Origin of the sequence: Okeania sp. SIO3B5 (genome assembly GCF_010692555.1) — a bacterium.
In the GTDB taxonomy this organism is placed as follows: domain Bacteria; phylum Cyanobacteriota; class Cyanobacteriia; order Cyanobacteriales; family Microcoleaceae; genus Okeania.
On record NZ_JAAHHG010000028.1, the window covers coordinates 4,432 to 27,992 of the forward strand.

The window sequence follows — 23,561 nt, forward strand, 5'->3', positions numbered from 1 at the left end:
CTAATTTCATTAAAGCATTAGCATAACTATTAATAGTTAGAACATTATCAGGTTTCAGTTGTAGAGATTTTTCAAATAAAGGCAACGTTTCTTCAACTCTTCCTAATTTCATTAAAGCATTAGCATAACTACGAATAGTTAGAACATTATCAGGTTTCAGTTGTAGAGATTTTTCAAATAAAGGCAACGTTTCTTCAACTCTTCCTAATTTCATTAAAGCATTAGCATAACTACGAATAGTTAGAACATTATCAGGTTTCAGTTGTAGAGATTTTTCAAATAAAGGTAATGTTTCTTCAACTCTTCCTAATTTCATTAAAGCAGTAGTATAACCATAAATAGTTAGAACATTATCAGGTTCGAGTTGTAGAGCTTTTTCAAATAAAGGTAATGCTTCTTCTACTCTATCTAATTCCATGAAAGCACTAGCATATTTATTAATATTTAGAACATTATTAAGTCTCATCCGACGTTTAATTCCACCTTTGCGTTGAACTTCAAAACCATATCTATAAATATCAGGCATATTAATTCGCCGATCTGAGCGACGAATTTCCACAATGCCTAATTCTTCTAAGTATTTTAAAATTTCTTGAGGTTTTCTAGAAGGAGGTTCTTGATTCCATTCTGTATTTTCTAGTATCTTGAGAAAGTTTTCTTCCTCAGTTAAAAGATTGAGATTTTTAAGACCTATTTTAAGAGCTTCTAACCAGGGATATTCTTCCACTGTAAGTTCTTTTATTCGATCTTTAGAAGTACCCATTAAAGCTACTTGTAAATCAGAAGGTTCTAATAAACGATTTTCTGGTAAATCCTTTTCCTCAAATTTTTTCAATCTACGTTCTGCTGCTAAAGAGAATAACTTTAAAAAAGAACGAGGAACAATTCTCCTTTTAGCATCTTGAAGGTGATTAGGAATCCATTTATAAGTGTAACTTTCTTGAGCATTATCTCCCATCCATTCCCCAACTATTTTTTCCATTAATAATTCAAAACAAGACTCATCTAATGCTGGCAATATACCCAATATTTCATCCTTTTTTGAAATTAAACCAGGAACTATTTGTAAATAATCATTCATTTCTGATCCAGAGTTAGCCAAACGCTTCACAAATACCTGATATAACCATGAAGTTTCCCACTCTAAACTAACTTGATATCCTCTGAATTTAGAAGCATCTGGAAATCCTAAAAATTCCTGTCGAAATAAATCTGTGCGTAGAAATATTTTGGGTCTAATTCGTTCCCAACGACGCCATCTATCTAGCCAAAATGCTAATAGTTCGGCGATAGAATTAGCAAGTTCTAAATAAGAAGGAACTACTCGCTCCAGCTCATCATAAGTGATAAATAACCAGCGATCGCTTGCCAATAATTCCTCATCTAATTTATCCAAAGCATAATTGATACTTTCAAAATTCTGACGAGCATCTGGAAACCAATGGGAAATTAATGATAATTTGTTAGTTAAACTATCACGAGTTTCCTCTGGTATTTCCTCAACCCAACTATGATTTGATAATTCTTTTTCTTGCTGAAATATTACTCCTACTATCAATCCTGCCCAGAAAATCCGCCAATCAATTCTATCCTTGTATTTCATGTAGTTTTCTGTGATATCTGGTGCAGGAAATTTTTTTTCCCTAGTTTTAGTACGACCATATCCAGAAATCCAGATTGTTGTTTCTAAAGGGGGTAAACCTCTAATATTTAAGTTTTTTACTAAAGCTTGGCGACCAGCATAATTTGCTAATAAACGAAAAAATTCTGTTTTACCAGCACCTCTTTCACCTAATATTAAAAGTGTGTCAACTTCCAAAGCCATTCGGTGGCTAGGTAAAGGTAAAAAATTTTTGAGGAATATATTTTCATCATTACTTTCATGTTCCGCTACACCTCTTCCTGGTGCAATATTAGCCATAATTTCTAATAGCTTTTTTTTATTAAAGTTAGTCATTTTCCTACCAAATTTTATTTATTTAATTTACGCTTAAAAATAGTGCAAAGTCTTTCAGCAAGTTGCTGATAAGGTTTACCTGTTAAAACATCAATAAGATATGACAAACGACTATCTTCCTCCGGAGTAGAATCTCGCTTAAATAAACTTACTTCTCTACGCAACTCACTTTGCCAATTTATAATTATTGGGTAAAAACTAGCTTCTCTATCATCGGGTTTAGGAACATCTTCCCTATAGTAATGCTCTTGAAAAACAATGTAAGCTTTCTCTCGAAAAGCTCCAAGTTCCTGTTCTGCCCATTTTACATCTAATCCCGGAGCTAAAGCATGGACGAGTAAAACTGGCAGCGGTTCAGGAGCTAAAGGTCTTGCTAGACGACGAATAACATGAGTTAAACCTTTCCAACTTTGACGAGATTGAGTGCCAAAAATGACTGCTGCATGGGATAAGTCAGCGATCGCCAGTCCACCAAGATCGTGAAACCCGGTTCTGGTATCTAGCAAAATAAAGTCTAACTTTCCCACTGCATTAAGTTCTTTGAACAAATTTTGCCAGGTTTCTGGCAGTTGATTATTAGCGTTGAGCAAATTTTGAAAATCTAGTCTTGCCAACTTTTCCAGATAGTTATCATCCACGCTACCAGCTCCCAGCAAACTCAGACTCTCTCCGGTATCTCCCAACAATTTCTGCTCGTTGACTAATTTCAAATGAGTGCGGAGTTTCCAGTTTTTACTCTGGATATTTTTCTCTAACAAATAATCGATCACCCCAGGAATGCTCTCCTCTGATGCAGAGGAGAAAACAGTCGATAGACCAGGAGATTCTAAATCTAAATCGACTATAGCTATACGATGACCATGACGAGCCAATGTCAGAGCCGTTGCTACTAATGTTGTTGTACGACCAACTCCACCCTTAAAGGAAAAAAATGAAACTATTGCTGGTTTGTGCCCTTCATCTACCACTTTCTGCGACCAAGGAGGCTGACCTACATTTTTATTTGTCCATGCTTGCTTCGCTACATGACGCTCTAACACATACCAATGAGGTTTATTTCCATCATCCCATTCTGCCAAAACCCTTTCTTGACAGATGACATCAATCAAGGCTTTATAACCATCTTTTTCGCCCTGTGGTAGCCAAATATCTTCGCCATAGTAGTTGCCAAGTGTTTTCCTCAGCGAGTTTTCTAGGTCATTTAGGATATCATCTTCTAGCTTACTGTTATTTAAAGGTTCCAGAAAAATCCTAATTTTCCCCACAACATCCCGAATTATAGTTATGGATTCTAGATTTTGTGTTAGTTTGTCTTTTATAGGAGATTCCGCAAAACATTCCCGCACTTTTTCAAATGTTGCACTGAAAGTTATATCAATCATCTAAATTTCCCCACTGGAAATTCTGCCATCCAAAATTAATCTAGGAATAATCTCATTATAGATTTTTCCAGCTCGTTTAACTGCCTCTATTGCTTGACTTTCACACCATAAGTCTGACTTGGCATAGCGTCGCTCTGGATGATCGTCCGCTAAGACTGTCCCGTTTGTACGCGAAATTGGTAGTTGAGTATCAAGAATGGGATACATTACCCGTAACCTCTCAACAGCTTTGCCTTGAAGTTCTGTTAAATCATGGCCGAATTTGCTACAAGCTTGATTTTTAATATATTGCTCTACTATAACTTTAAAAGCACATTCTACTACATAAGCTGCCAAATAAACCGCATTATCCCAACGATGCTGACTCAGCAAAATTTCTGCATCATGTAAATGCCTCCCCGCAGCTTGAATAAATGATTCTTCCATGGTTTACTCAGTTAAATTTCTCCCTTTTATACTTGACAAAACATTCTCATCCGGCACCTCCCCATCTGTATAATAACCCGCCGCTTTCTTCGCTGCAATTTCCACCTGCGCATCCTCTGGCACCAAATCATCAGGAATAGGCACTCGCTCCACTATCTCAATACCAGAATTAACAATAGCGTTATATTTCATATCGCTCATCGACACCAAACGGTCAATTTTACTCACACCCAACCAATGCAAAACATCTGGCATCATTTCCTGAAACCGCATATCTTGCACCCCTGCCACACATTCAGTCCGAGCAAAATAAGCATCTGCGCGATCGCCTCCTTCCTGTCTTTTCCGAGCGTTATAAACCAAAAATTTAGTCACCTCTCCTAACGCTCTCCCCTCTTTACGGAAATAAACTATCACACCCACTCCCCCCTCCTGCGCTGTCTGAATACAAACCTCAATACCATGTACCAAATAGGGGCGACAAGTACAAATATCAGAACCGAAAACATCCGAACCATTACACTCATCGTGAACTCTGACTGCCAATTTTTTTGTGGAGTCGGCAACATCAGCAACATTTCCCACTATATATACTGTCGTACCACCAATAGGAGGCAAAAATAAATGTAAATCTGGGCGCGTTACCAACTCTGGGAACATTCCACCCATTTGTTGAAACAACACCCGACGCAAGTCACTTTCTTCCACATTGAGTCGTTTAGCAATTCCTGGCAAATGCCAAACTGGGTCGATCGCTGCTTTTGTTACCAATAAATTACCATTATCTTTAACAATATTGCCATCAACTTTCAATACACCCCTAGCAACAGCATCCTGTAATTCTGGCATATTAATATTTGCCTTTGTAATAGCAATAGTAGGTCGGATATCGTATCCTTTTTCATAGTAAGATGCAAATACTTCTTCCACCACCGCCCCCCAAGGATCGAGACAGACAATTTTATCGGGGTCATACCAACTCGGATGAGGCCCAATATGTGCTGCCGGAGAAGTATTTGTTAAATCAGCACGGTGATTTGATTGTAGTTTACCAGAAGCGATCGCCAAAGCACGATAAACGGCATAAGAACCGGAGTGAGTACCAATAACATTACGATGGTTAGGATTACTCAAAGACCCGATCGCAGGTCCCCGCTCTATGGGGTTTTGAGCGCCCCACTGCACGGGAATTGGTTTTTTGTCCGCAGGACCAGGATGGGATGTTAATACAATATGCTTATGCTTTGCCATTTTTTCTTAACTTTGAGATAATAATTATATTATTTGTTTTGATGAAAATAAGCATAGCATAATTCAACAAAAAACAACTTAAAGCAAATTTAGCATTGCGAAAATAATGTGAAATTTATCATATAACTATCACAAATATAGTATAATCTTCTATAATTAAAATGAACATTTATATGGTCATATAATGTAACTCCTTAGATTAGTATTCAAATATCTGAATATTAGTCCTAAGTATTCAGCCGTTAGCTATCAGCTACTGATAACTTTTAACTAATAACTGAAAAAGCTATCAGCTACTGAAAACTAATAACTGAAAACTGATAACTGTTAACTAATAACTAAAAAAGCTATCAGCCACTGAAAACTGTTAACTAATAACTGAAAAAAATGAATTATATTAATCGTCGTCAATTTCTTCAATATAGTAGCCTCGCTATTAGTACCAGCATATTAACAAGTTGTGCTACTCCTGATAACTCCAATTCTACTGCTAAAAATAACAAAAATCTTGACAAAGTAACCTATGGAACTAATTGGTATGCTCAAGCCGAACATGGAGGATTTTATCAAGCAATTGCTACAGGTATTTATGAAGATTATGGATTAGATGTTACTATTAAAATGGGCAATGCTCAAGTGAATGGAACTCAGTTATTAGTAGGAGGTGCAATCGATTTTTATATGGGGTCTAGTATAGAGGCAATTAATTCTGTACAAACAGGAATTCCTACTATTACAATTGCAGCTATTTTTCAAAAAGATCCCCAAGTATTAATTGCTCATCCAGGAACAGGAAATGACTCTTTAGAACAACTCAAAGGTAAACCTATTTTGATATCTTCTTTGGCTGATAAAGGCTATTGGCAATTTCTTAAAGCTAAGTTTGGTTATACAGACGACCAGAAACGTCCTTACAACTTTAGTGTAGCTCCATTTTTATTAGATAAAAACTCAATTCAACAAGGTTATCTGACATCTGAACCTTTCACAATTCAGAAAAAAGGAGGCTTTGAACCTGTAGTTATGTTATTAGCAGATGCTGGTTATAAACCTTATGCTACTACTATAGAAACAACAACAAAAATGGTAGAAGAAAATCCCGATCTAGTGCAGAGATTTGTCGATGCTTCAATTAAAGGTTGGTATAGTTATTTAGAAAATCCTGAACCAGCTAATCAATTAATTAAAAAAGATAATCCAGAAATGACAGATGAGTTATTAGCTTATAGCTTAGAAAAAATGAAAGAATATGGCATTATTACTTCTGGAGATGCTGTAACAAAAGGTATTGGTGCAATGACTGATGAACGGTGGAAATCATTCTTTGATACTGTTGTAGAAGCTGGAGCAATTAAGCCAGATACGAATTATAAAGAAGCTTTTACTTTACAATTTATTAATTAGGAAGTAATTAATAATTAATAATTAATAATTAATAATTAATAATTACCTCTTCTTAGAAAAGGTAGTTCGTAAGCATTCAGCTATTAGCAATAAGATCTTGTGCTTAAGGACGAGATTTAAATGAATATAGACTTTGGAGCTGACTTTAGCCAAATTTTTCTAGCTTAATTCAATATTGCTTTTATCACTCACTAAAAGCAATAGCTGTTAACGCAGTTCCGACCATAGGAGGCTAGCTGATAGCTGACGGCTGAATGCTTACGGTAATTCTAAATTCTGAATTCTAAATTCTAAATTATTGAAGATTCCTGATATAATATAAATTAGCCAACAAAATTACGCAAGAGGAAAATTATGTCTATTAATCTCAGCAAAGGTGAAAGAGTAAATCTTTCCAAAGAATCTCCCAATTTGAAACAAGCAGGTATTGGCTTGGGATGGGATGTAAATACTACAGACACAGGGTCAGAATTTGACTTAGATGCTTCTGTATTTATGTTAGGAGCTAATGGAAAAATTCCAGCAGAAAAATACTTTGTTTTCTACAATAATCTCGTCTCACCAGATAGTTCTGTCAAACATTCAGGAGATAGTAGAACAGGAGAAGGTTCTGGAGATGATGAACTAATAGAAATTGATTTAACAAAAGTAGATGAAGCCATTCAAGAAATAGTATTTGTAGTGACTATCCATGAAGCAGATGCCAGAAGACAAAACTTTGGACAAGTTAGAAATTCTTTTATTAGAATCTATGATATTACCACTGAAGAAGAAGTAGCTAAATATGAATTAGAAGAAGATTTTTCACGAGAAACAGCTCTGGAATTTGGCAGACTTTATCGCAAAAATAATGATTGGAGATTCCAAGCTGTCGGACAAGGTTATAATTCAGGTTTACAAGGATTTGTTGATAAATATGCCTCTTAAATCAGCTAATATTATTAGTGCAGGATGGCAGAAATAACTAACCAGTTACAAAATCCTAAAAGCTTTAACAATCAATATTTTTGACTTTTTACTTTTGACTTTTAACTTCCGCGTAGCGGCACTAGAATAATTTAGGACTTTGGCAATCAATGAAGAATATTTTTTTATTTAATCAAATTTAATCAGGTAAAAAATTATGCCCATATCTCTCGAAAAAATTGAAAGAGATGCTCCCAGATTAATCGATCTTGCTAAAAAAGCAGATATTTCAATCCTCAAAGCAAATCTAACAAATCATCAGGCTAAAGTTGCACTTTGTCTAGATATTTCTGGCTCGATGTCCTTCCTTTATTCATCTGGTAAAATTCAAACTTTAGCAGAAAAAATATTAGCTCTAGGGTGTCGGTTCGATGATAACGGTTCTATAGACATTTTTCTGTTTGGACAAAATCCTCATCAGGTAGGAGAAATGACTTTAGGTAACTTTCAAGATTTTATTCCTAACATAGAACAAGAACATCCTCTAGAAACAGGAACTTATTATGGCAAAGTCATGAAAATGATTAGAAATTTCTATTTTCCAGAGGGAAATGGTGATAGTAGAAATTCTCCTTTTACTGCAGATGAACCCATTTATGTAATGTTTGTCACTGATGGTGCAACTTCTGATGAAGAGGAAACACAAAACCAGTTAAAATGGTCGTCTTTTGAGCCAATTTTTTGGCAGTTTATGGCTATTGGTAAGCCACGGAAAGATGTTTCAGGAGAAGGACTTTCGGGTTTTGTTGGTAAAGCATTAGCTACTGATTTTAGCTTTCTGGAAAAACTTGATGAAATGAAGGGTTATACTGACAATGCAGCTTTCTTTAATGTAGAAGATCCAGAAAGTATTTCCGATGACGAGCTTTACGATATATTAATGGAGGAATATCCTTCTTGGGTAAAGTTTGCTTATTCTAAACAGTTACTCAAATAGAAAATTTTGATTTTTAGTTAAATAGAACTTACGCAAATTCATCTTTAAAACGCCATCTGTAGGGGCGAATGGCATTCGCCCTCACTGGATTCAGTATCAGTCCGTTCCTGGAGTTAATAAATCATAGCTGATAGCTGATAGTTGACGGCTGAGTGCTTACTCACTAACTAACGGCAAATTCAGTTAAACTACGTTTATATGGGGCATGAAATCCTAAGACAATATCTTTTTTAGGAACCCCAGCAGCTATCAATTGATTAGCAATTCCGATTTCTGTTCCATCTCTTTGAATCCATATTTTATTATCTTTTAAGTCAACATGAATAATCACACCATAGATTATTTTTTGTTCTTTCCAGCCTATATTTAAAACTTGATAATGATGGCGTTTTGTATCAAAGAGAAGTTTAATTTCTGTGTTACTTTTTCCATTGTTTGCGCAGCATTCCGCAGGAAATGCTTACCTTTCAAAAGACTAGCTATTTCCGAAAGTCTAAAAACCCCCACTTGATTATTTCTTGATTGCCAGCTTCAATCCATGAATTTAGACGATAGTTCATTTTGTCAAAAAACTCCTGAGTCCATACATTCCGCTCTTCGTTTTGTATTTCTTTCATTGTGGCAAGTAATCGCGAATAATTTATACCAATTAAAAAAAAGAATGTTACGAATAATCAGGGCAATTAAAATACTTTATAGGAGATGTTTTTTGGACTAAAAAGATAAATTTAGCCCTAAAAACTGCTATTAAAGCCATTATTATGACTCCTGACTCCTGAGTTCTGAATCCTAAGAAATATCCTAACTATTTGTAGCCAACATTTATCAATTTGGTATTATAGCTATATTCTCAGACATATCGAGCCACCTACTAATACTGGGAAATTTAATAGACTTAGTAATGGAATTTTTTTTGTGATAAGTATCACTGCTGTTGTTAACTAAATTAATCTAAAATTTTGAGGTAATTTTAGATTCAATCAAATATGTTAACCAACGCATCTTTAATCAAAATAGGTTCTGGTTGGGAATTTGTCAGTGAAGAAATTTTAGAGGATTTTCTTTATGAAAATTTGGAAAAATTACTCGGTTTAAATGTCTTAGACAGACAATATATTGTTAATAATCAAAGATGCGATATTTTGGCAGTCGATAGTCATAAAAAATTAGTAGTTTTAGAATTAAAAAATGTGGAGGATAGGGGAATAGTTCAACAGTTGACTCGTTATTATGATGCTTTATTAGGCGAGCAACCTTTTAGTGAGAAAGTAGATTATCAGCAACCTGTAAGATTAATAGCAATTACTCCTAATTTTCATCGAGATAATTTTACAGATAGAACATATCATACTCTTGATTTTCAGTTTCTAGAGTTTTCTGTGATTGAAAATGAGGATAAGTTTTATCTCAGTTTGAAAGATGTCGATAATGGGAAGATTTCAAAGACAATTATTCCATATCAAGAATTAGAAAATGATTTATATTTACCTACTCCACCTACAGCACTTTTGAAACTTGTAAATAATTGTGATGATCAACGGCAAGAAGAGATTTTTAGGATTCGACAGAAAATTTTGGGGTTTAATCCTAAAATTCAGGAATTTGCTTCTGCTGGCAGTATTAAATACGGAAGTGGTAGTGGCAAAAGTAGTAAATTTTGTGCTGAATTTTGTTCTTATAAAGATGAAATAATATTGTTTCTTTGGCTGCCATATAAAGGTGGTGAAAGTTCAAGAATTGGTAGAGCAAGAATTTGGACAGATTGGCAAGATCAAGCTTTGATTGAAGGTTATGTTTCAAAAGGAATAGGAACAAAAATAAATAAGCATAAAAAGAGTATGCAAAAATTAATAGAAGCAATTGAAACAGAAGGAGATTGCTGCAAAGTAACATTCACTGAGAATAAAATTGTTAAGGGTAGATATAGTTTACCAATCAAACCAACTATGCTCAATAAATATTTTCAGGTAGTCAATAGAATTCTTAGTGATTACGAACACGCAAAACTTTTAACATACGAAGATGTAGAGTTATTTAAGCATTATAAAAAAATGTCCAAAGAAAGAATGGGAAAAGAATTAAATTCAAAAGTTTTAGATTATTACAAATCTCTAGACTCATTAATTGACCTAGTATTAGAAAAATGGTTAGCAAGACTTTGAATATAACTACAATTCAATCTGATAAAAAAAATATTTAGCTTTAAGAAAAACATCCTGCATATACAAATCCCGATACCTAAATTAATCATTACTAACTAACAGCAAATTCGGTTAAACTACGTTTATATGGAGCATGAAATCCTAAGACAATATCTTTTTTAGGAACCCCAGCAGCTATCAATTGATTAGCAATCCCGATTTCTGTTCCATCTCTTTGAATCCAAATTTTATTATCTTTTAAGTCAACATGAATAATCACACCATAGATTCTTTTTTGTTCTTTCCAGCCAATATTTAAGACTTGGTAATGATGACGTTTTGTATCAAAGAGAAGTTGAATTTCTGTACTATTTTTTCCATCATTAACTGAATGTTCGGTGAGAATATTTTGGATAAGTTGAGAGTAATATCATGTCCGGATAATTAGTGATAAAAAACTTTCTCCTTCTTTTCTTCTTTCTTCCCTCCTGAATTCTGAATTGCAGAATTGCTGAATTCTGAGTGTTTATTTATAACTGTTCAACCGGACATGATATAATCTATTCTTTCCATAACACGACTTCCTGTTTAATATAATCAAAAATTAAAAGTTTAATTTGATATTCTGCCACAGAATCTTGAATAAATTGACGAGAAAAGAAATCTTCATAAGTATCTTGAGGAATTGCCAAGTAGAGGATTCTTTCTGGTTATTCCTGTTTTAAGGCTAACCGATAATTGAGAATTTGCCCTAAAGCAAGATGAAATTCTGTGACTTCTGATGCTCTTAAGAAAGATTTAATTTCTATGGCGATTTTTTGACCTGCTTTTTCGGCTGCAATTAATCTTTCTGCGCCTAGATATATGTAAAATTCTACATCATTTACTTTCAGATAAAGCGGATCGTTAGTAATCTTCCAGCCATCTTTTTCAATGGCGATACAAACTGATTGATGAAATATATCTTTGGCTGACACAGAATTTAATTATTAACACAATTACATTAGTATAAATAGTTATTATCTCTAGCTGTAGGAGCTAGCTGTTAAGAAACCTTGAAAATTCAATATTTATCTTCAATATAGACTCTCTCCTACAGATATTTTTTCATTACCAATTAATACATAATTCCCTTACCTTTTTCATTAAACTCTTTAAAAGTTTGCTCTGATAATTCCTGGGTAGTCATTGCTTGCAAAACAGAAAATGGTAATGTCAAATGATTAGCACCTGCTAATAAAGTGGCAACAGCTTCATCAGGAGATTTTATACTTGCTGCTAAAATTTCTGTACCGCTACCCTGCACTACCTCAGCCATTTCCCGTACCAACTTTAAACCATCTCCCAATAGTCTTGTTGCCCGGTTAACATAAGCGATCGCATATTTAGCACCTCCTTCTACAGCTACTACTGCTTGAGCGGGATGATATATTCCAGTTACAGAACAACTAATTTCTCGAGACAGATGAGATAGTGCTTGAAAACCAGTGGCAGTTGCCGGAATTTTCAGAACCATTTTATGACCAATTAATTTCGATGCAGTTTTCGCTTCTGCCATCATGTCATCAAAATTAGTAGCAGTAAGTTGGTAATATAATTCTCCAGAAACAATTTCTGAAAGTTCTTTTAATGTAGCTTCTGGAGACAGATCGCTTTTTACTAACAAAGTAGGGTTAGTTGTCACGCCAGATATCCAACCAAATTTACTGGCAACTCTAGCTTCTGTTACTATTGCTGAATCAAGATAAAGAACCATTTTTTCTCCTACAAAAATTGGCGTTGCTGAATTTGTGTATGATATTAATTTTAATTACTAAGGAGTCAGGAGTCAGGAGGAAAGAAAGGAAGATATATTTCTCTTTCTCCCCACACTCCCCACACTCCCCCACTCCCCCACTCCCCTACTCCCCTACTCCCCTATTCCCTCAAAAGGTCCTAAAAAAGTAGGTCGAGGGCGAGTAATATGAACTTCCCATAATGCTTTTAATACTGCCAAAATTTCACGGGTTGAATAACGCCTCATGGAATCATTTCTAAATTTTCCCCAATCTGGTGTACCTAAACCTGTAGCATCGACTCCCAGTTGACGACAGGTATAAACTGCACGAGGTAAATGATAACGTTGAGTTACTAAAACTGCTTGGGTAATGCCAAATATTTCTTTGGCACGATAACAACTTTCATAAGTGCTAAAACCAGCATAATCTAAAGTAATATCATCAACAGATACACCACGGGAAATTGCATATTCTTCCATTGCCTTCACTTCATTATAATCAGGGGTACCATTGTCACCAGTCATCAAAATTTTTTGAACACTACCAGTTTTGTACAAGTTCACAGCTCCTTGTACTCTGTCAGCTAACATTGGCGTGGGAGTACCATCTTCCCATATTCCGGCCCCAAAAACTATAGCAATAGGTTGCTCTGGCACTTCTTCTGGGTTTTTGTATCGATATTTACTTGTCGCTATTCTGACATAAACGTTTAAAGCTAGAGGCATTAGTAGCATTGTTAATACTAAAACTAGAAAAATTAAGCGTTGATTGAGTAAAAATAATTTAGGTAACATAATTAAGAATAAATTTTAGGTTTTATATCAAGTTCTGGTAATTTGAGTATAGGAGACATGTATAAATGTTAACTAGGGCTTGTTGATTAAATCTCAAAGCATTAAGTGATATTGGCTAAAGCCTTTTTGGGGTTTAAAAAAAGTGCCTGGTATCACGTCCCACACTCTCAAAAAGTTAGCATAAATAGCAGAATAATTGCAGAAAAATCACGATCGACAAATATATCCGACTACCTCCTAACTACTTTCTACTCCCTCACTCCCCTACTCCCCCACTCCCCTACTCCTTAAAAAGACTTTTTCAGCAAACCCTAACTACTATTTGTGTGCCAAACCAATTGCTTCAGAAATAGAATTTAATCCTCTTTCATCTAACTTTTGTAATAACCCTTGGAGAATTTGTTTGACCATTCCCGGTCCTTGATATACCCATCCTGTGTAAACTTGAATTAAACTTGCCCCCGCCGTAATTTTATCCCAAGCATCTTCTACAGTAAATATACCACCTACACCAATAATTGGTAATTTTCCTTGAGTTTCTTGCCAGATAAATTTAATTATTTCCGTAGATCTTTGAGTTAATGGTGCGCCACTAATTCCACCTGCCTCTTCAATGACAAGTTTACCAGTTTTAGCAATAATTTTAGTTTTTAATCCATCACGAGAAATAGTTGTATTAGTGGCAATAACTCCAGAAATTTGATATTGTTGAATTAGGTCTAGTATTGAAGCGATCGCTTCTTTTTCTAAATCTGGCGCAATCTTAACTAAAATTGGCTTAATACCTTGATTTTCTGCTTGTAAATCTGCTAGAATGTTACTTAAATTTTCAACATTTTGCAGGGAACGTAGCCCTGGAGTATTAGGAGAAGAAACATTAACTACAAAATAATCACCCCAATCTTTTAACAATCTAAAACTACCTAAATAATCTGTTGCTGCTGACTCTAAAGATGTTATCTTGGATTTACCAATATTTATACCATAAGGAAAAAAATTACGACAAAAAGAATAATTATTCTCCCGTAAGCTGAGAACCTCTGGAACATTTTTTCCTTGAGATTGTAATCTCATAGCTAAAGCAGCAGCACCTTGATTATTAAATCCCATTCTATTCAAAGCAGCTCGATCTATTGGCAAACGAAATAATCTTGGCTGAGGATTTCCCGGTTGTTCGTGAAGAGTAACTGTACCAAGTTCAGCAAACCCAAAACCTAATTGAGGCCAGGCATTAATGGCCACACCATCTTTATCAAATCCTGCAGCTAAACCAACGGGGTTTTTAAAGTTTAATTTCCATAAAGTTTGTTCTAGACGAGTATCCTCAAAACATAAAGATTTTTGCATCATTGTCTGCAACCCACTTATTAGTTTACTAGAGGAGTTAGTATCCATAAAACTGAGAATATTTAGGACTTGATGATGTACCCATTCTGGATCGGATTTTAATGCAGAAAATAGAGTCGGAAATATGACAGAGCGATAAATATTTAACACTTGATTCTAAATGGTAGTTGACAATTAAAAACTAAAAATGAAAACTCAAATTTTTATAAGGTATAATCTTGAGATGACAAGACTATTTTTAATCAAAGCACACTAATTAATTCTCGATTGTTAATATATCATTAATATTACTGATAAATAAGAGTTAGAGATATGCACCCGTCTCAACAGGAAAATTTTATAAAATATCTCTTTCCCATCACTAAAAACAAGATATTTTATTGAGAACAGCTTGTTTAAAATTAATATTAAGCCATATTTACTAGATTGAGCGGATATAAATTAATAATTAATAATTAATAATTAATAATTAATAATTACTTCTCATTGAAAACAGATTGAATTGACTCAAAGGAAAATTTTTCTTTATTATTCCCTGAAAATGCGAGGATTAAAACCACAATTTTTCTGCAAAAAATATTGAAAATATTATGTCCTTAAAGGCTTATGAATAAACAGTAATAGGGAGTAAAAAAAATGAGTTATGAAAGCAGAAATAATACAATAAACCATAGGAAAAGAAAGTTTTTAACTTCTAAATAATTAGGGTTTGCTGATTAATTCTCAAAGCATTGACATATAAAGACAAATAGGGTGCATCTCATATTGGCAAAAATACTTTTTTCCTATATATTTCCTGTTCCCTGTTCCCAGATCCGGTGTTCCCTAAAAGCAATAACTTTTTGGCTTTATTCACGCATTGAGATGCACCCGACAAATACCTTTTTGGGGCCTTTAAAAAGTGCACCTGTTTCAGCTCTTAATGCTCAAAAAATTAGTATTTTAGGCACATAGTTGGGCAGAAAAATTATTCTTACAATTCTTACTCCTACTTCCTCGCTCGTACCCCGTTCCTCCTGTCTCCTGTCTCCTGTCTTCCCCTCCACCGGAGGGGGAGGGGCGAGGGGTGGGTTGTCTCCTACCCTTACCCATAAGACTTTTTCAGCAAACCCTAATTAAGCTTATATATTATAATCTATTTCTTTTCTTCTCAAGATAACCATTAAATAATGAGGATAATCGATCGATGTTCAAAAAAAATGAATCAGGAACAAATCATAATAATTTGATTGCTTTAGAAAGCATAATTAGAGCAATTAGAGAAGAAGAAGATTTAGATTTCCTCATTAAAAAAGTCATCAATTATCTCCAATCAGAATTTGATTGTTGTTTAATTTGGGTATGTTTGTACGATCAATTAGCAAATAAAATAGTAGGCAAAGGTGGAATTACTCCCAATGGTGAAATTTCTGCTCTCAAACAAAAATTCACAATAAATCATGGAGATATATTAGAACAAGTATTACTGGAAAGAAAAGCAATTAAAGTCGCTGACTTAAGGGCGGAAAAGCAAGTTGGGGAATGGGTAAAAATACCGCAAACATATCAGATTAAAGGTACAATTTTCTTTCCTATACATGACAAAGAAAAATGTTTTGGTATTGCCTTAATAGGTTCACAAGAGTGGGGAAGCTCTTTAGAGCCAGCAGAAAAAGCACTACTATCTTTAATTTGGGGCGAACTAGGGCAAAAATTACACAAAATAGAAAAAGAATGGCAACAGCAACAAGCAAAACGACCTGATAAACCCATCCTCTCATTACTATCTCAATTAGGAAAATTAACAACCCTAGACCGACGCCTCGAAACAGTTGCAGAAATAACTCATAAATTTTTACAGCCATCCCGCACAAATATTTACTGGTATTATCCCAATGGACGCTATTTTTGGCGTCGTGCGAGTAATTATCAAGTAATAGTAGAATGGAGCGACTTTAAACGTCCTGCTTCTGGCATTACATTGCAAGACTTAGGTGAATTCTATCATGTACTATTAACTGGACAAATTATTTGCATCGGAGAATATTACACTTCTGTAGACAACGATATTACTCGCAGACTGACTCAACAAATTAGAGCTTCTTCTGTATTAGCAGCACCAATTATCTTAGAAGAGGAACTATTAGGATTTATTGCCGTAGAAGAACAACACAACCGTCTATGGCAAGATGATGAAAAAAACTATTTGCAAGGAGTAGGTCAACTGATAGCTTTAACTTCTCCCCTCTCAGAAATGCAAGATAAAATTCGTCAAGCTAAACTAGACCAAACCTTAACTGCAGGCATAACTCGTGCTATTTACGGTGATGATGATTGGCAAAAAACCCTAAAAACAACAGCAGAAAAAATATCTCAGCGCTTAGGTGCTAAATATTTTGTGTTGACTATCCGCAACAGAGGACAATTTGAAGTTGTTTATCAAAATCATTCTACCCAAAGTCGAACAGTCAAAACTGCTCTACCCCCCCTCAGTCAGAAAGATATGGCCTTACTAGGCCGAAATACTGGAGTAGTAGGCATTGAAAATTGGTCAGAAAGTCATATATTGGGTGCTTGGCAGGAAGATTTTGAGAAACTTGGAGTACGTTCTCTTCTCTTGTGCTGCACCATAGGAGCTGGGAAAAACGAACAAGAAGAATTTATTACAAAAAATCAAGGCGATCGCTACAACCAACCTGAAGGACTCGTAATTATTGGTGATGAAACACCCCGCACCTGGACTCGCAATGAACGAGAATTAGTACAAATTGTCAGTCAACAGTTAGGTTTTCTCCTGCATCAAAGGCATATTAATCAGATAATCAACAAGCAGCAGCAATATACGCAATATCTACAGTCTGGTTTAACTACTGTACAACCAACGACAATACTGGCAAATTCAACAAAAATATCGATTGACTCTTCCAACTCCTTATTATTACAAGAAGTGAAAAATTTGGAACCAGTGGGAGAACAGAGCGTATTAGGAAATTTATCACTGGACAATCTCGAACGAAATTTTCTTGAATTTATTGCTCAAGCAATTGTAGGAATAACAGAGATCAACCTGCAAACTGTTCCCCTAGTTGGTTTAATTACCTGGTATCCAGTATCACAAACAGGTAGAGTAATTAGCTATAGTTATCTTGAGTCTCATATTACTAGCACTGACAAAATTTCGATTCCAGTTCGCACTGATTCTTGGATTCAACAAATAATTTCTACAAATGGTTGGTTGCATCTGAGCGTAAGTGATGTTCCAGCAAAAACTCTACGGTGGCTCAATATTCTTCATAGCGGTCAGGTTATAGCAACTGCTTTGCGTACTGCTGTTGAACATCAACCAACTGGTATATTATTACTTGCAGATCCTCACAAAATTTTATGGCAAAAAACAGAAGTACCACAACCACCAAATTCTCCTACTGAAACTCTGAAAAATTTATTGACTCATTTGGTTTCTCAGTTTGCATGGTCGCGTCGCTATTTGATAGTCAAGACTACTTTGGAATCTCAGCGAGAGGAATTAGAGTGGTTGAACTGGTATAAACAAAGGCGTTTAGAAGAACTTTACCGTACTGTTGGTTCTGGTTTTAAACAGTTAAGTGAATTGAATTATACTCCATCAGAAAATCCAGCTCAACAGAAAAATGTATTGACAAATCTACGTTATCAGCAATTATTACGACAAATTGGGAATGTTTTATCATCTACTACTTCATTATTGAAACAAGAAAAATGGCGTTTACAAGCAAATTTTGATGTTGTATCTGTAGCTAATTTGTTGAGGCGATCGCTCACTCGAATTGATTCCCATGTTAAAAAAAGACAATTGCAATTAGAAGTTCATCGGGAAGGAAATTTGAATATTTATGGAGACAGTATTAAATTAGAATTAGTTGTTTATGAGCTTTTGATTGGTGCCTGTCGTCGTTCTCCAACTGGAGGAAAAATTGATATTAAATGCCAAACTATAGATGAAGAATGGTTAGAAATTTCTATTCTTGATGCAGGTAAGATTAGCTCAAAATTAATTGCAGAATTTAAATCCACTTCCATCCCAGATGTATTAGAACCTTCTCCATTAGTTTCACCTCCAGGCAAGCATTTAATTATCTGTCGGCGAGTAATTCAACAAATGGGAGGAGAGTTGGAGTTAAATTTACAAGAAAGTGGTTTAATTGAAAGTAAATTACTTTTACCCTTAGCTCTCCTTTGATTTCTACAAAATTTAGGGAGTAGGGAGTAGGGAGTAGGGAGTAGGGGAGTAGGGGAGTAGAGGAGCAGGAAAGTAATTTTTTTTTGCCCAACGATGCGCCTACAGCGGTTTTCATTTGGGTAAACCACAGTAGGGGCGATTTCCGTTCCGGAATGCTCCGCAAACACGAATCGCCCCTACACGATTTTTGCTTGTGAAGATGTGGTTCATCAATTTGAAAAGCGCTGTAATTAGGGCTTGCTGAAAAAGTCTTTTAGTGGGGGGAGGAGACAGGAGACAGGAGACAGGAGACAGGAGAAATAGGAATGAGCGAGGAGGTAGTCGGAAAAATTGTCCCTTGATTTTTCTGCCCAACTCTTGCCTAAGATACTCACTTTTTGAGCATGAAGAGCTGAAAACCAGGCACTTTTTTCAAACCCAAAAAGGCTAAAATCTTTATATGTCAATGCTTTTTGATTTAATCAGCAAGCCCTAATTAGTGATAACAAAACTTTCTCCTTCTTTTCTTCTTTCTTCCCTCCTGAATTCAGAATTCAGAATTCTGAGTAATTTATTTATAACTGTTCAACCAGACATGATATTACTTATAATCCTGAAAAGTGTTAAAATATAAAATTAACACTAATTCACATAATTGAAAAAAATAAACTTAAGCTCTTTGGCTTATTATAAAATGTTTGTCAAATAAATATTAAACGACATAGGGTGTTAAGTGTGTCACATAATGCATACCTCCCACAAAACAGGTCGGTGAGATGTAAGGCCAACCATTATTCCAAAAATGGTAAGTGTGCCGTCACACATCCTACTTAATCAGCATATTAGTAAAAATTAAAAATCTTAGCTATGACTGACAAATACCAAGCAAACAATGTAGCTCAACTTATTTATACTACAGCTATTAGTGTAATTGAAGAATGTAGCAGTAAAATTTTTTCTAATATTTTAGATGCTCATATTATTCAGTTTCAAGCTAATTTCAATATTTTGAATGCCACAGAAAGCCAACAACTAAAAGCAGCAATTGAACAGTTATATAGTAATTATAAAATACAGCAAATACCAGCATTACACATTGCCAGTATAGATTTTATTATTGGTCGAGAGGAATATGCTAATAATCAAATAGATACAGCATTAAATAAATTTAAAAATAGCCTATTAATCTGGGAAAAAAGTACAAATTTTCTACCTGGAGAAGTAGTTAATCAACAAATCAATGAAAGATTAGAAAAAATAGGAATTGTATTATTTTATATCGGATTATGTTGCGAACATAAAGGCAATTCAAACATTCCAGTAGAACAAAAAAATAATTATTGGCAACAAGCACAACATAATTTTCAGCAAAGTTTAGATTTATTTGGTAAAATAGACCGACAAGAATTAGTAGCTAAATTCATCATTCAGCAAGGTGAAGTTCTCAAAAAATTAGAAGCATGGGGCGATCTATACAAGCTTGCTCAAAAAGCTTTAGAACTACATTTAACTTACGGTACAGAAGAACAAATTGCTCATGATTATGGATTTTTGGCTGAGGCAGCAATGCACGAGTCAAAATGGGACCATGCTAGTCAATTAGCAGAATTAGCAGTTGCCATTCAAAATCAATCCATAGGAGACCCTCTAGAAATTGCAGAATATCAAAATTCTTATTTCTCAATTTTAACTGAATCTCAAAGTAATTTAGAAGAGTGGCAAGCTACTGTTAATCAACTAGAAAAAGCACGACGAAAAACAAACCCTCATCATGATTTACAGTCCTATATTTCCATACTAAAAGCATTAAAAAAACTTTATTTTGACCAAGACCAATATGGAAAATCTGCCAGAGTCAAAGAAGAACAATTACGAGTTGAACATCAATATGGATTAAAAGCTTTTATCGGAATAAATCCATTACAACCACAACAAAACTCTGATAATAATCTGATAGTTCCTAGAGAAATTAAAGTTTCTGGTCGCCTAGAAGACTTGAATAATTTAGTGGGAAGAATCAAAAGCCAGGAGCATAAACTAATAGTTATACATGGAGTCTCTGGTGTGGGTAAAAGTTCTTTAATTAATTCTGGATTAATACCTACTCTACTAGCAGAAAATTCAGATGAGAATCAAGAAATTTCACCCATACTACTGCGAGTTTATACAGATTGGATGAGAAATTCTGACTCTGCAACTTGGAATCTAGAATATGTATTAGAAACATTGCGTAAAAACCATCAAAAAAATAATTTAAAAGTATTAATTTTAGACCAGTTTGAAGAGTTATTTACTGTCTGTCCAAAACTAGCTCAAAGACTACCACTTTATCAATTTTTATATGACTGTTTAAACTTGGATTTTGTTAAAGTAGTTTTATCTATTCAAACAAATTACTTACATTACTTATTAGAGTGCGATCGCCAGGCAAACTTAGAAACAGTAATTAACTATGAAATTTTATCTAAGGAAATTCTTTACTACATCAGTAATTTTGAGCCAAATCATAGTCAAGAAATTATCAAAAATTTAATTGGATTTGCTCAATTAGATTGGGAGCCAGATTTAATTTCTCAAGTAGTAAAAGATTTAAGTTCAGCAGACAACACAGTAAGTCCGATTGAATTGCAAGTAGTAGGCACTCAACTTCAAGAAGAAGCAATTACAACTGTTGAAGCATATCATAAACTAGGAAATAATCCTATCAAAAAACTCACAATAAACTTTATAGATGGAGTAATAAAAGATTGTGGTTTTCTGAACGGACAAACAGCAATATCTGTCTTATACTTATTAACAAATGAACATGGTACACGCCCTCTAAGAACTCATTCTGAATTAGCATCAGAGTTATTAATGGAAGCCAATAAATTAGATTTAGTTTTAGATGTATTAGTTGCTCGAGGATTAGTTTTGCTGCTGCCAGATTTACCAGAAAATAGTTATCAATTAGCTCATAACTATTTAATTCCTTTAGTTCGAGAACAGAAACAGGAAGGAGAAAAATCAATTTCTGAATTTGAATTTGACGGAGATATGATGTAAGCATTAATTAATAATTAATAATTAATAATTAATAATTAATAATTAATAATTAGGGTTTAAAGAAATAATATCTCCTTATATTCAATCCTCTCGGTTTTAACCAGAGGTAATTATCAATTATCCATGATCAATTATCAATTAATGAACTCTCTTTGAAAAAAAGAGGATTGACTAAAAGGAAATTTTTTTCTTCTCTTGGTCGATTGGATATGGCGAGGTCTCCTCGCCATCCCTCGACCGCTTTTTTATCCTTTAAAAGAGAGGCTTTAAACCTTAATTATTCGCTAAGGGAGTAGGGGAGATTGAATATTGAAATAATTATAAAATTATCAACATATACAACATATATATGATACCTGAAGTGACAAGATATAATTATTTACCTTAGCTTCATTTTTAACTCAGTTTAATTTAAGGTATATACACCATTCTTAAAATTGAAAATATTGTAATTTTATAGCAGAAGAAAGAAGGAAGAAGGAAGAAGGAAGAAGGAAAAATTTTTCCTTCTTGTATCATGTCCAGTAACATCGTTTGTGTATAGAATCAAGTCACAATTGGAAGAAACCTTTCTGCCTTCCTTCCACCAAAATATAAGTATTCAAGCGGACGATATTATTTCTTACCGAATAATTAATAATTGTTAATTAAATAATTCAGCTTTATTAGCTTCCCCTTTCAAAGGGAAAAAAAAGAAGAAAAAAATCCTTTTAATCAATCCTCTTATTTATAAGAAGAGGTAATTCTAAATTCTAAATTCTAAATTCTAAATTCTTAAATTCTTCCTTATTGAATTATGAAAAAACTAGCTAAAATCATCCTCAATACTGCTTTATTTGCTAGCTTGGGTTTGAGTTCTATAGTCATACAAGCAGGTAGTTGGGATAACTTTAAACTGCGCTATTTTCATCTAACACAATATCTAAATAATCAAGATAAAGAACTCCAAGATATTCAAGCACAAAACCTCGATCCTCAGAAATATAGTCGAATTAATTTAGATCAACTTTTGAATGGCGGACCGCCAAAAGATGGTATTCCTTCTATTGATAAACCGAAATTTGATACAGCCACAACAACACCTTTTTCAACTAATGAAACAGTAATTGGTATAGAAATAAATGGTGAAGCTGTTGCTTATCCTTTTGGCATTATGAATTGGCATGAAATTGTTAATGATACAGTAGGAGGAATGAAAATTACTGTTTCTTATTGCCCTCTTTGTGACACTATAATCGCATTTGAACGTGGTAATACAACTTATGGAGTTTCTGGCAAACTTTATCAAAGTTGTTTAGTTATGTACGACCGCTCTAATGATACTCTTTATTCTCAACCTTGGGCCATTGGTATTCTTGGCCGGAATGTTAACAGTAACTTAAATAGAATTTCTGCCATTAAAACTACTCTAGAAAATTGGTTAGCAGCCCATCCTGATAGTAAGATTTTATCTACAAAAACAGGTTATAAACGTGACTATTTTAACTATCCTTACGGCAGCTACTATACCGATAAAATGTTGATTTTTCCAGTCAGAAATCAAGACAAAATTAATCAACATCCTAAAGCTATTATTAGCTATGTTTGGGAAGCAGACCGACAAACACCTGAAAATTATTTCTCAGGTAGTAGTGTTCAGTTTTTACATTCAGAAATTAAGCAACTAAAAGAAAAAATTGTAGAATTTAATGGGCGAAAAATTCGTGCCAAATGGGACAGTAAAATGCAAACCGTCATTGTTGAAGAATTCGATGGTACAACTATCCCTAGTTCAACCGCTTTTGCCTTTGTTTATCCAGCATTTTTTCCACAAGAATAGCTATTTCAGTTATCAGTTATCAGTTATCAGTTATCAGTTATCAGATAGTTTTGTTTTGCTTTGCTTTGCTTTGCTTTGTGGAATGGGTTTTGTGGAATGGGCCTCTGGCCCGTTCATTCCGTTCATTCCCGTTCCCC

General features: G+C 34.3%; 16 protein-coding genes and 2 pseudogenes. 7 read left to right on the top strand and 11 right to left on the bottom strand.

All coding sequences use genetic code 11. From position 1 onward, the window contains the following. From F6K54_RS06405 to F6K54_RS06420, 4 genes are all read right to left on the bottom strand, one after another. A partial coding sequence (locus F6K54_RS06405; RefSeq protein WP_293075754.1) for a tetratricopeptide repeat protein occupies positions 1–1,957 on the bottom strand: 1,957 nt, incomplete at its 3' end. Between the two features lie 14 nt (positions 1,958–1,971). After that, the gene (locus F6K54_RS06410; RefSeq protein WP_293075755.1) at positions 1,972–3,339 is read right to left on the bottom strand and encodes a KGGVGR-motif variant AAA ATPase; all 1,368 of its coding nucleotides are present in this window, start codon (positions 3,337–3,339) and stop codon (positions 1,972–1,974) included. Continuing rightward, positions 3,340–3,765, bottom strand: a complete 426-nt coding sequence (locus F6K54_RS06415; protein WP_293075757.1) for a HEPN domain-containing protein — start codon at positions 3,763–3,765, stop codon at positions 3,340–3,342. 3 nt (positions 3,766–3,768) lie between these two features. Then, positions 3,769–5,016, bottom strand: coding sequence for a GTP cyclohydrolase II (locus F6K54_RS06420; RefSeq protein ID WP_293075759.1), 1,248 nt, complete (start codon positions 5,014–5,016; stop codon positions 3,769–3,771). A 387-nt stretch (positions 5,017–5,403) separates the two neighbouring features. Between F6K54_RS06420 and F6K54_RS06425 the strand changes: the two genes are divergently transcribed. The 3 genes from F6K54_RS06425 (at position 5,404) to F6K54_RS06435 (ending at position 8,323) form a co-directional block, all read left to right on the top strand. Then, positions 5,404–6,420, top strand: a complete 1,017-nt coding sequence (locus tag F6K54_RS06425; protein WP_293075761.1) for an ABC transporter substrate-binding protein — start codon at positions 5,404–5,406, stop codon at positions 6,418–6,420. A gap of 354 nt (positions 6,421–6,774) precedes the next feature. Continuing rightward, on the top strand, positions 6,775–7,347 hold the full coding sequence (locus F6K54_RS06430) for a TerD family protein (RefSeq protein WP_293075762.1): 573 nt from the start codon (positions 6,775–6,777) through the stop codon (positions 7,345–7,347). Between the two features lie 196 nt (positions 7,348–7,543). Next, on the top strand, positions 7,544–8,323 hold the full coding sequence (locus tag F6K54_RS06435; RefSeq protein ID WP_293075764.1) for a VWA domain-containing protein: 780 nt from the start codon (positions 7,544–7,546) through the stop codon (positions 8,321–8,323). Positions 8,324–8,486: 163 nt separating this feature from the next. Here F6K54_RS06435 and F6K54_RS06440 read toward each other — a convergent pair. Next, a pseudogene (locus F6K54_RS06440) lies at positions 8,487–8,741 on the bottom strand (XisI protein); the annotation flags it as partial. Between the two features lie 61 nt (positions 8,742–8,802). After that, on the bottom strand, positions 8,803–8,940 hold the full coding sequence (locus F6K54_RS06445; RefSeq protein WP_293075766.1) for a hypothetical protein: 138 nt from the start codon (positions 8,938–8,940) through the stop codon (positions 8,803–8,805). A 369-nt stretch (positions 8,941–9,309) separates the two neighbouring features. Here F6K54_RS06445 and F6K54_RS06450 point away from each other — a divergent pair, with 369 nt between their 5' ends. Next, complete coding sequence (locus tag F6K54_RS06450) at positions 9,310–10,485, top strand: endonuclease NucS domain-containing protein (RefSeq protein WP_293075768.1); 1,176 nt, start codon at positions 9,310–9,312, stop codon at positions 10,483–10,485. Between the two features lie 91 nt (positions 10,486–10,576). Here F6K54_RS06450 and F6K54_RS06455 read toward each other — a convergent pair whose 3' ends face one another. The 5 genes and pseudogenes from F6K54_RS06455 to F6K54_RS06475 all read right to left on the bottom strand — a co-directional run bounded on the left by F6K54_RS06455 (position 10,577) and on the right by F6K54_RS06475 (position 14,533). Next, positions 10,577–10,879 (bottom strand): XisI protein, encoded by a 303-nt coding sequence (locus tag F6K54_RS06455; protein WP_293075820.1) that lies wholly within the window; start codon positions 10,877–10,879, stop codon positions 10,577–10,579. Positions 10,880–11,024: 145 nt separating this feature from the next. Next, positions 11,025–11,441: pseudogene (locus F6K54_RS06460) on the bottom strand (XisH family protein). A gap of 140 nt (positions 11,442–11,581) precedes the next feature. Then, positions 11,582–12,220: a transaldolase family protein gene (locus F6K54_RS06465; protein WP_293075770.1), complete on the bottom strand. Its 639-nt coding sequence runs from the start codon at positions 12,218–12,220 to the stop codon at positions 11,582–11,584. 153 nt (positions 12,221–12,373) lie between these two features. After that, on the bottom strand, positions 12,374–13,036 hold the full coding sequence (locus F6K54_RS06470) for a vancomycin high temperature exclusion protein (protein WP_293075772.1): 663 nt from the start codon (positions 13,034–13,036) through the stop codon (positions 12,374–12,376). A 318-nt stretch (positions 13,037–13,354) separates the two neighbouring features. Next, positions 13,355–14,533, bottom strand: a complete 1,179-nt coding sequence (locus F6K54_RS06475; RefSeq protein WP_293075774.1) for a quinone-dependent dihydroorotate dehydrogenase — start codon at positions 14,531–14,533, stop codon at positions 13,355–13,357. 1,036 nt (positions 14,534–15,569) lie between these two features. Between F6K54_RS06475 and F6K54_RS06480 the strand changes: the two genes are divergently transcribed. From F6K54_RS06480 to F6K54_RS06490, 3 genes are all read left to right on the top strand, one after another. Further along, a complete protein-coding gene (locus F6K54_RS06480; protein ID WP_293075776.1) occupies positions 15,570–18,581 on the top strand; it encodes a GAF domain-containing protein in 3,012 nt (1,003 codons plus the stop codon). Between the two features lie 846 nt (positions 18,582–19,427). After that, positions 19,428–21,605, top strand: coding sequence for an ATP-binding protein (locus F6K54_RS06485; protein ID WP_293075778.1), 2,178 nt, complete (start codon positions 19,428–19,430; stop codon positions 21,603–21,605). A 796-nt stretch (positions 21,606–22,401) separates the two neighbouring features. Beyond that, a complete protein-coding gene (locus tag F6K54_RS06490) occupies positions 22,402–23,424 on the top strand; it encodes a DUF3179 domain-containing protein (protein WP_293075780.1) in 1,023 nt (340 codons plus the stop codon). Positions 23,425–23,561 lie beyond the last annotated feature (137 nt).

Excerpts from the sequence above, each read along its gene's own strand:
- F6K54_RS06410 (WP_293075755.1), bottom strand. The coding sequence starts at position 3,339 with ATGATTGATATAACTTTCAGTGCAACATTTGAAAAAGTGCGGGAATGT.
- F6K54_RS06415 (WP_293075757.1), bottom strand. The coding sequence starts at position 3,765 with ATGGAAGAATCATTTATTCAAGCTGCGGGGAGGCATTTACATGATGCA.
- F6K54_RS06420 (WP_293075759.1), bottom strand. The coding sequence starts at position 5,016 with ATGGCAAAGCATAAGCATATTGTATTAACATCCCATCCTGGTCCTGCG.
- F6K54_RS06425 (WP_293075761.1), top strand. The coding sequence starts at position 5,404 with ATGAATTATATTAATCGTCGTCAATTTCTTCAATATAGTAGCCTCGCT.
- F6K54_RS06430 (WP_293075762.1), top strand. The coding sequence starts at position 6,775 with ATGTCTATTAATCTCAGCAAAGGTGAAAGAGTAAATCTTTCCAAAGAA.
- F6K54_RS06435 (WP_293075764.1), top strand. The coding sequence starts at position 7,544 with ATGCCCATATCTCTCGAAAAAATTGAAAGAGATGCTCCCAGATTAATC.
- F6K54_RS06445 (WP_293075766.1), bottom strand. The coding sequence starts at position 8,940 with ATGAAAGAAATACAAAACGAAGAGCGGAATGTATGGACTCAGGAGTTT.
- F6K54_RS06450 (WP_293075768.1), top strand. The coding sequence starts at position 9,310 with ATGTTAACCAACGCATCTTTAATCAAAATAGGTTCTGGTTGGGAATTT.
- F6K54_RS06465 (WP_293075770.1), bottom strand. The coding sequence starts at position 12,220 with ATGGTTCTTTATCTTGATTCAGCAATAGTAACAGAAGCTAGAGTTGCC.
- F6K54_RS06470 (WP_293075772.1), bottom strand. The coding sequence starts at position 13,036 with ATGTTACCTAAATTATTTTTACTCAATCAACGCTTAATTTTTCTAGTT.
- F6K54_RS06480 (WP_293075776.1), top strand. The coding sequence starts at position 15,570 with ATGTTCAAAAAAAATGAATCAGGAACAAATCATAATAATTTGATTGCT.
- F6K54_RS06485 (WP_293075778.1), top strand. The coding sequence starts at position 19,428 with ATGACTGACAAATACCAAGCAAACAATGTAGCTCAACTTATTTATACT.
- F6K54_RS06490 (WP_293075780.1), top strand. The coding sequence starts at position 22,402 with ATGAAAAAACTAGCTAAAATCATCCTCAATACTGCTTTATTTGCTAGC.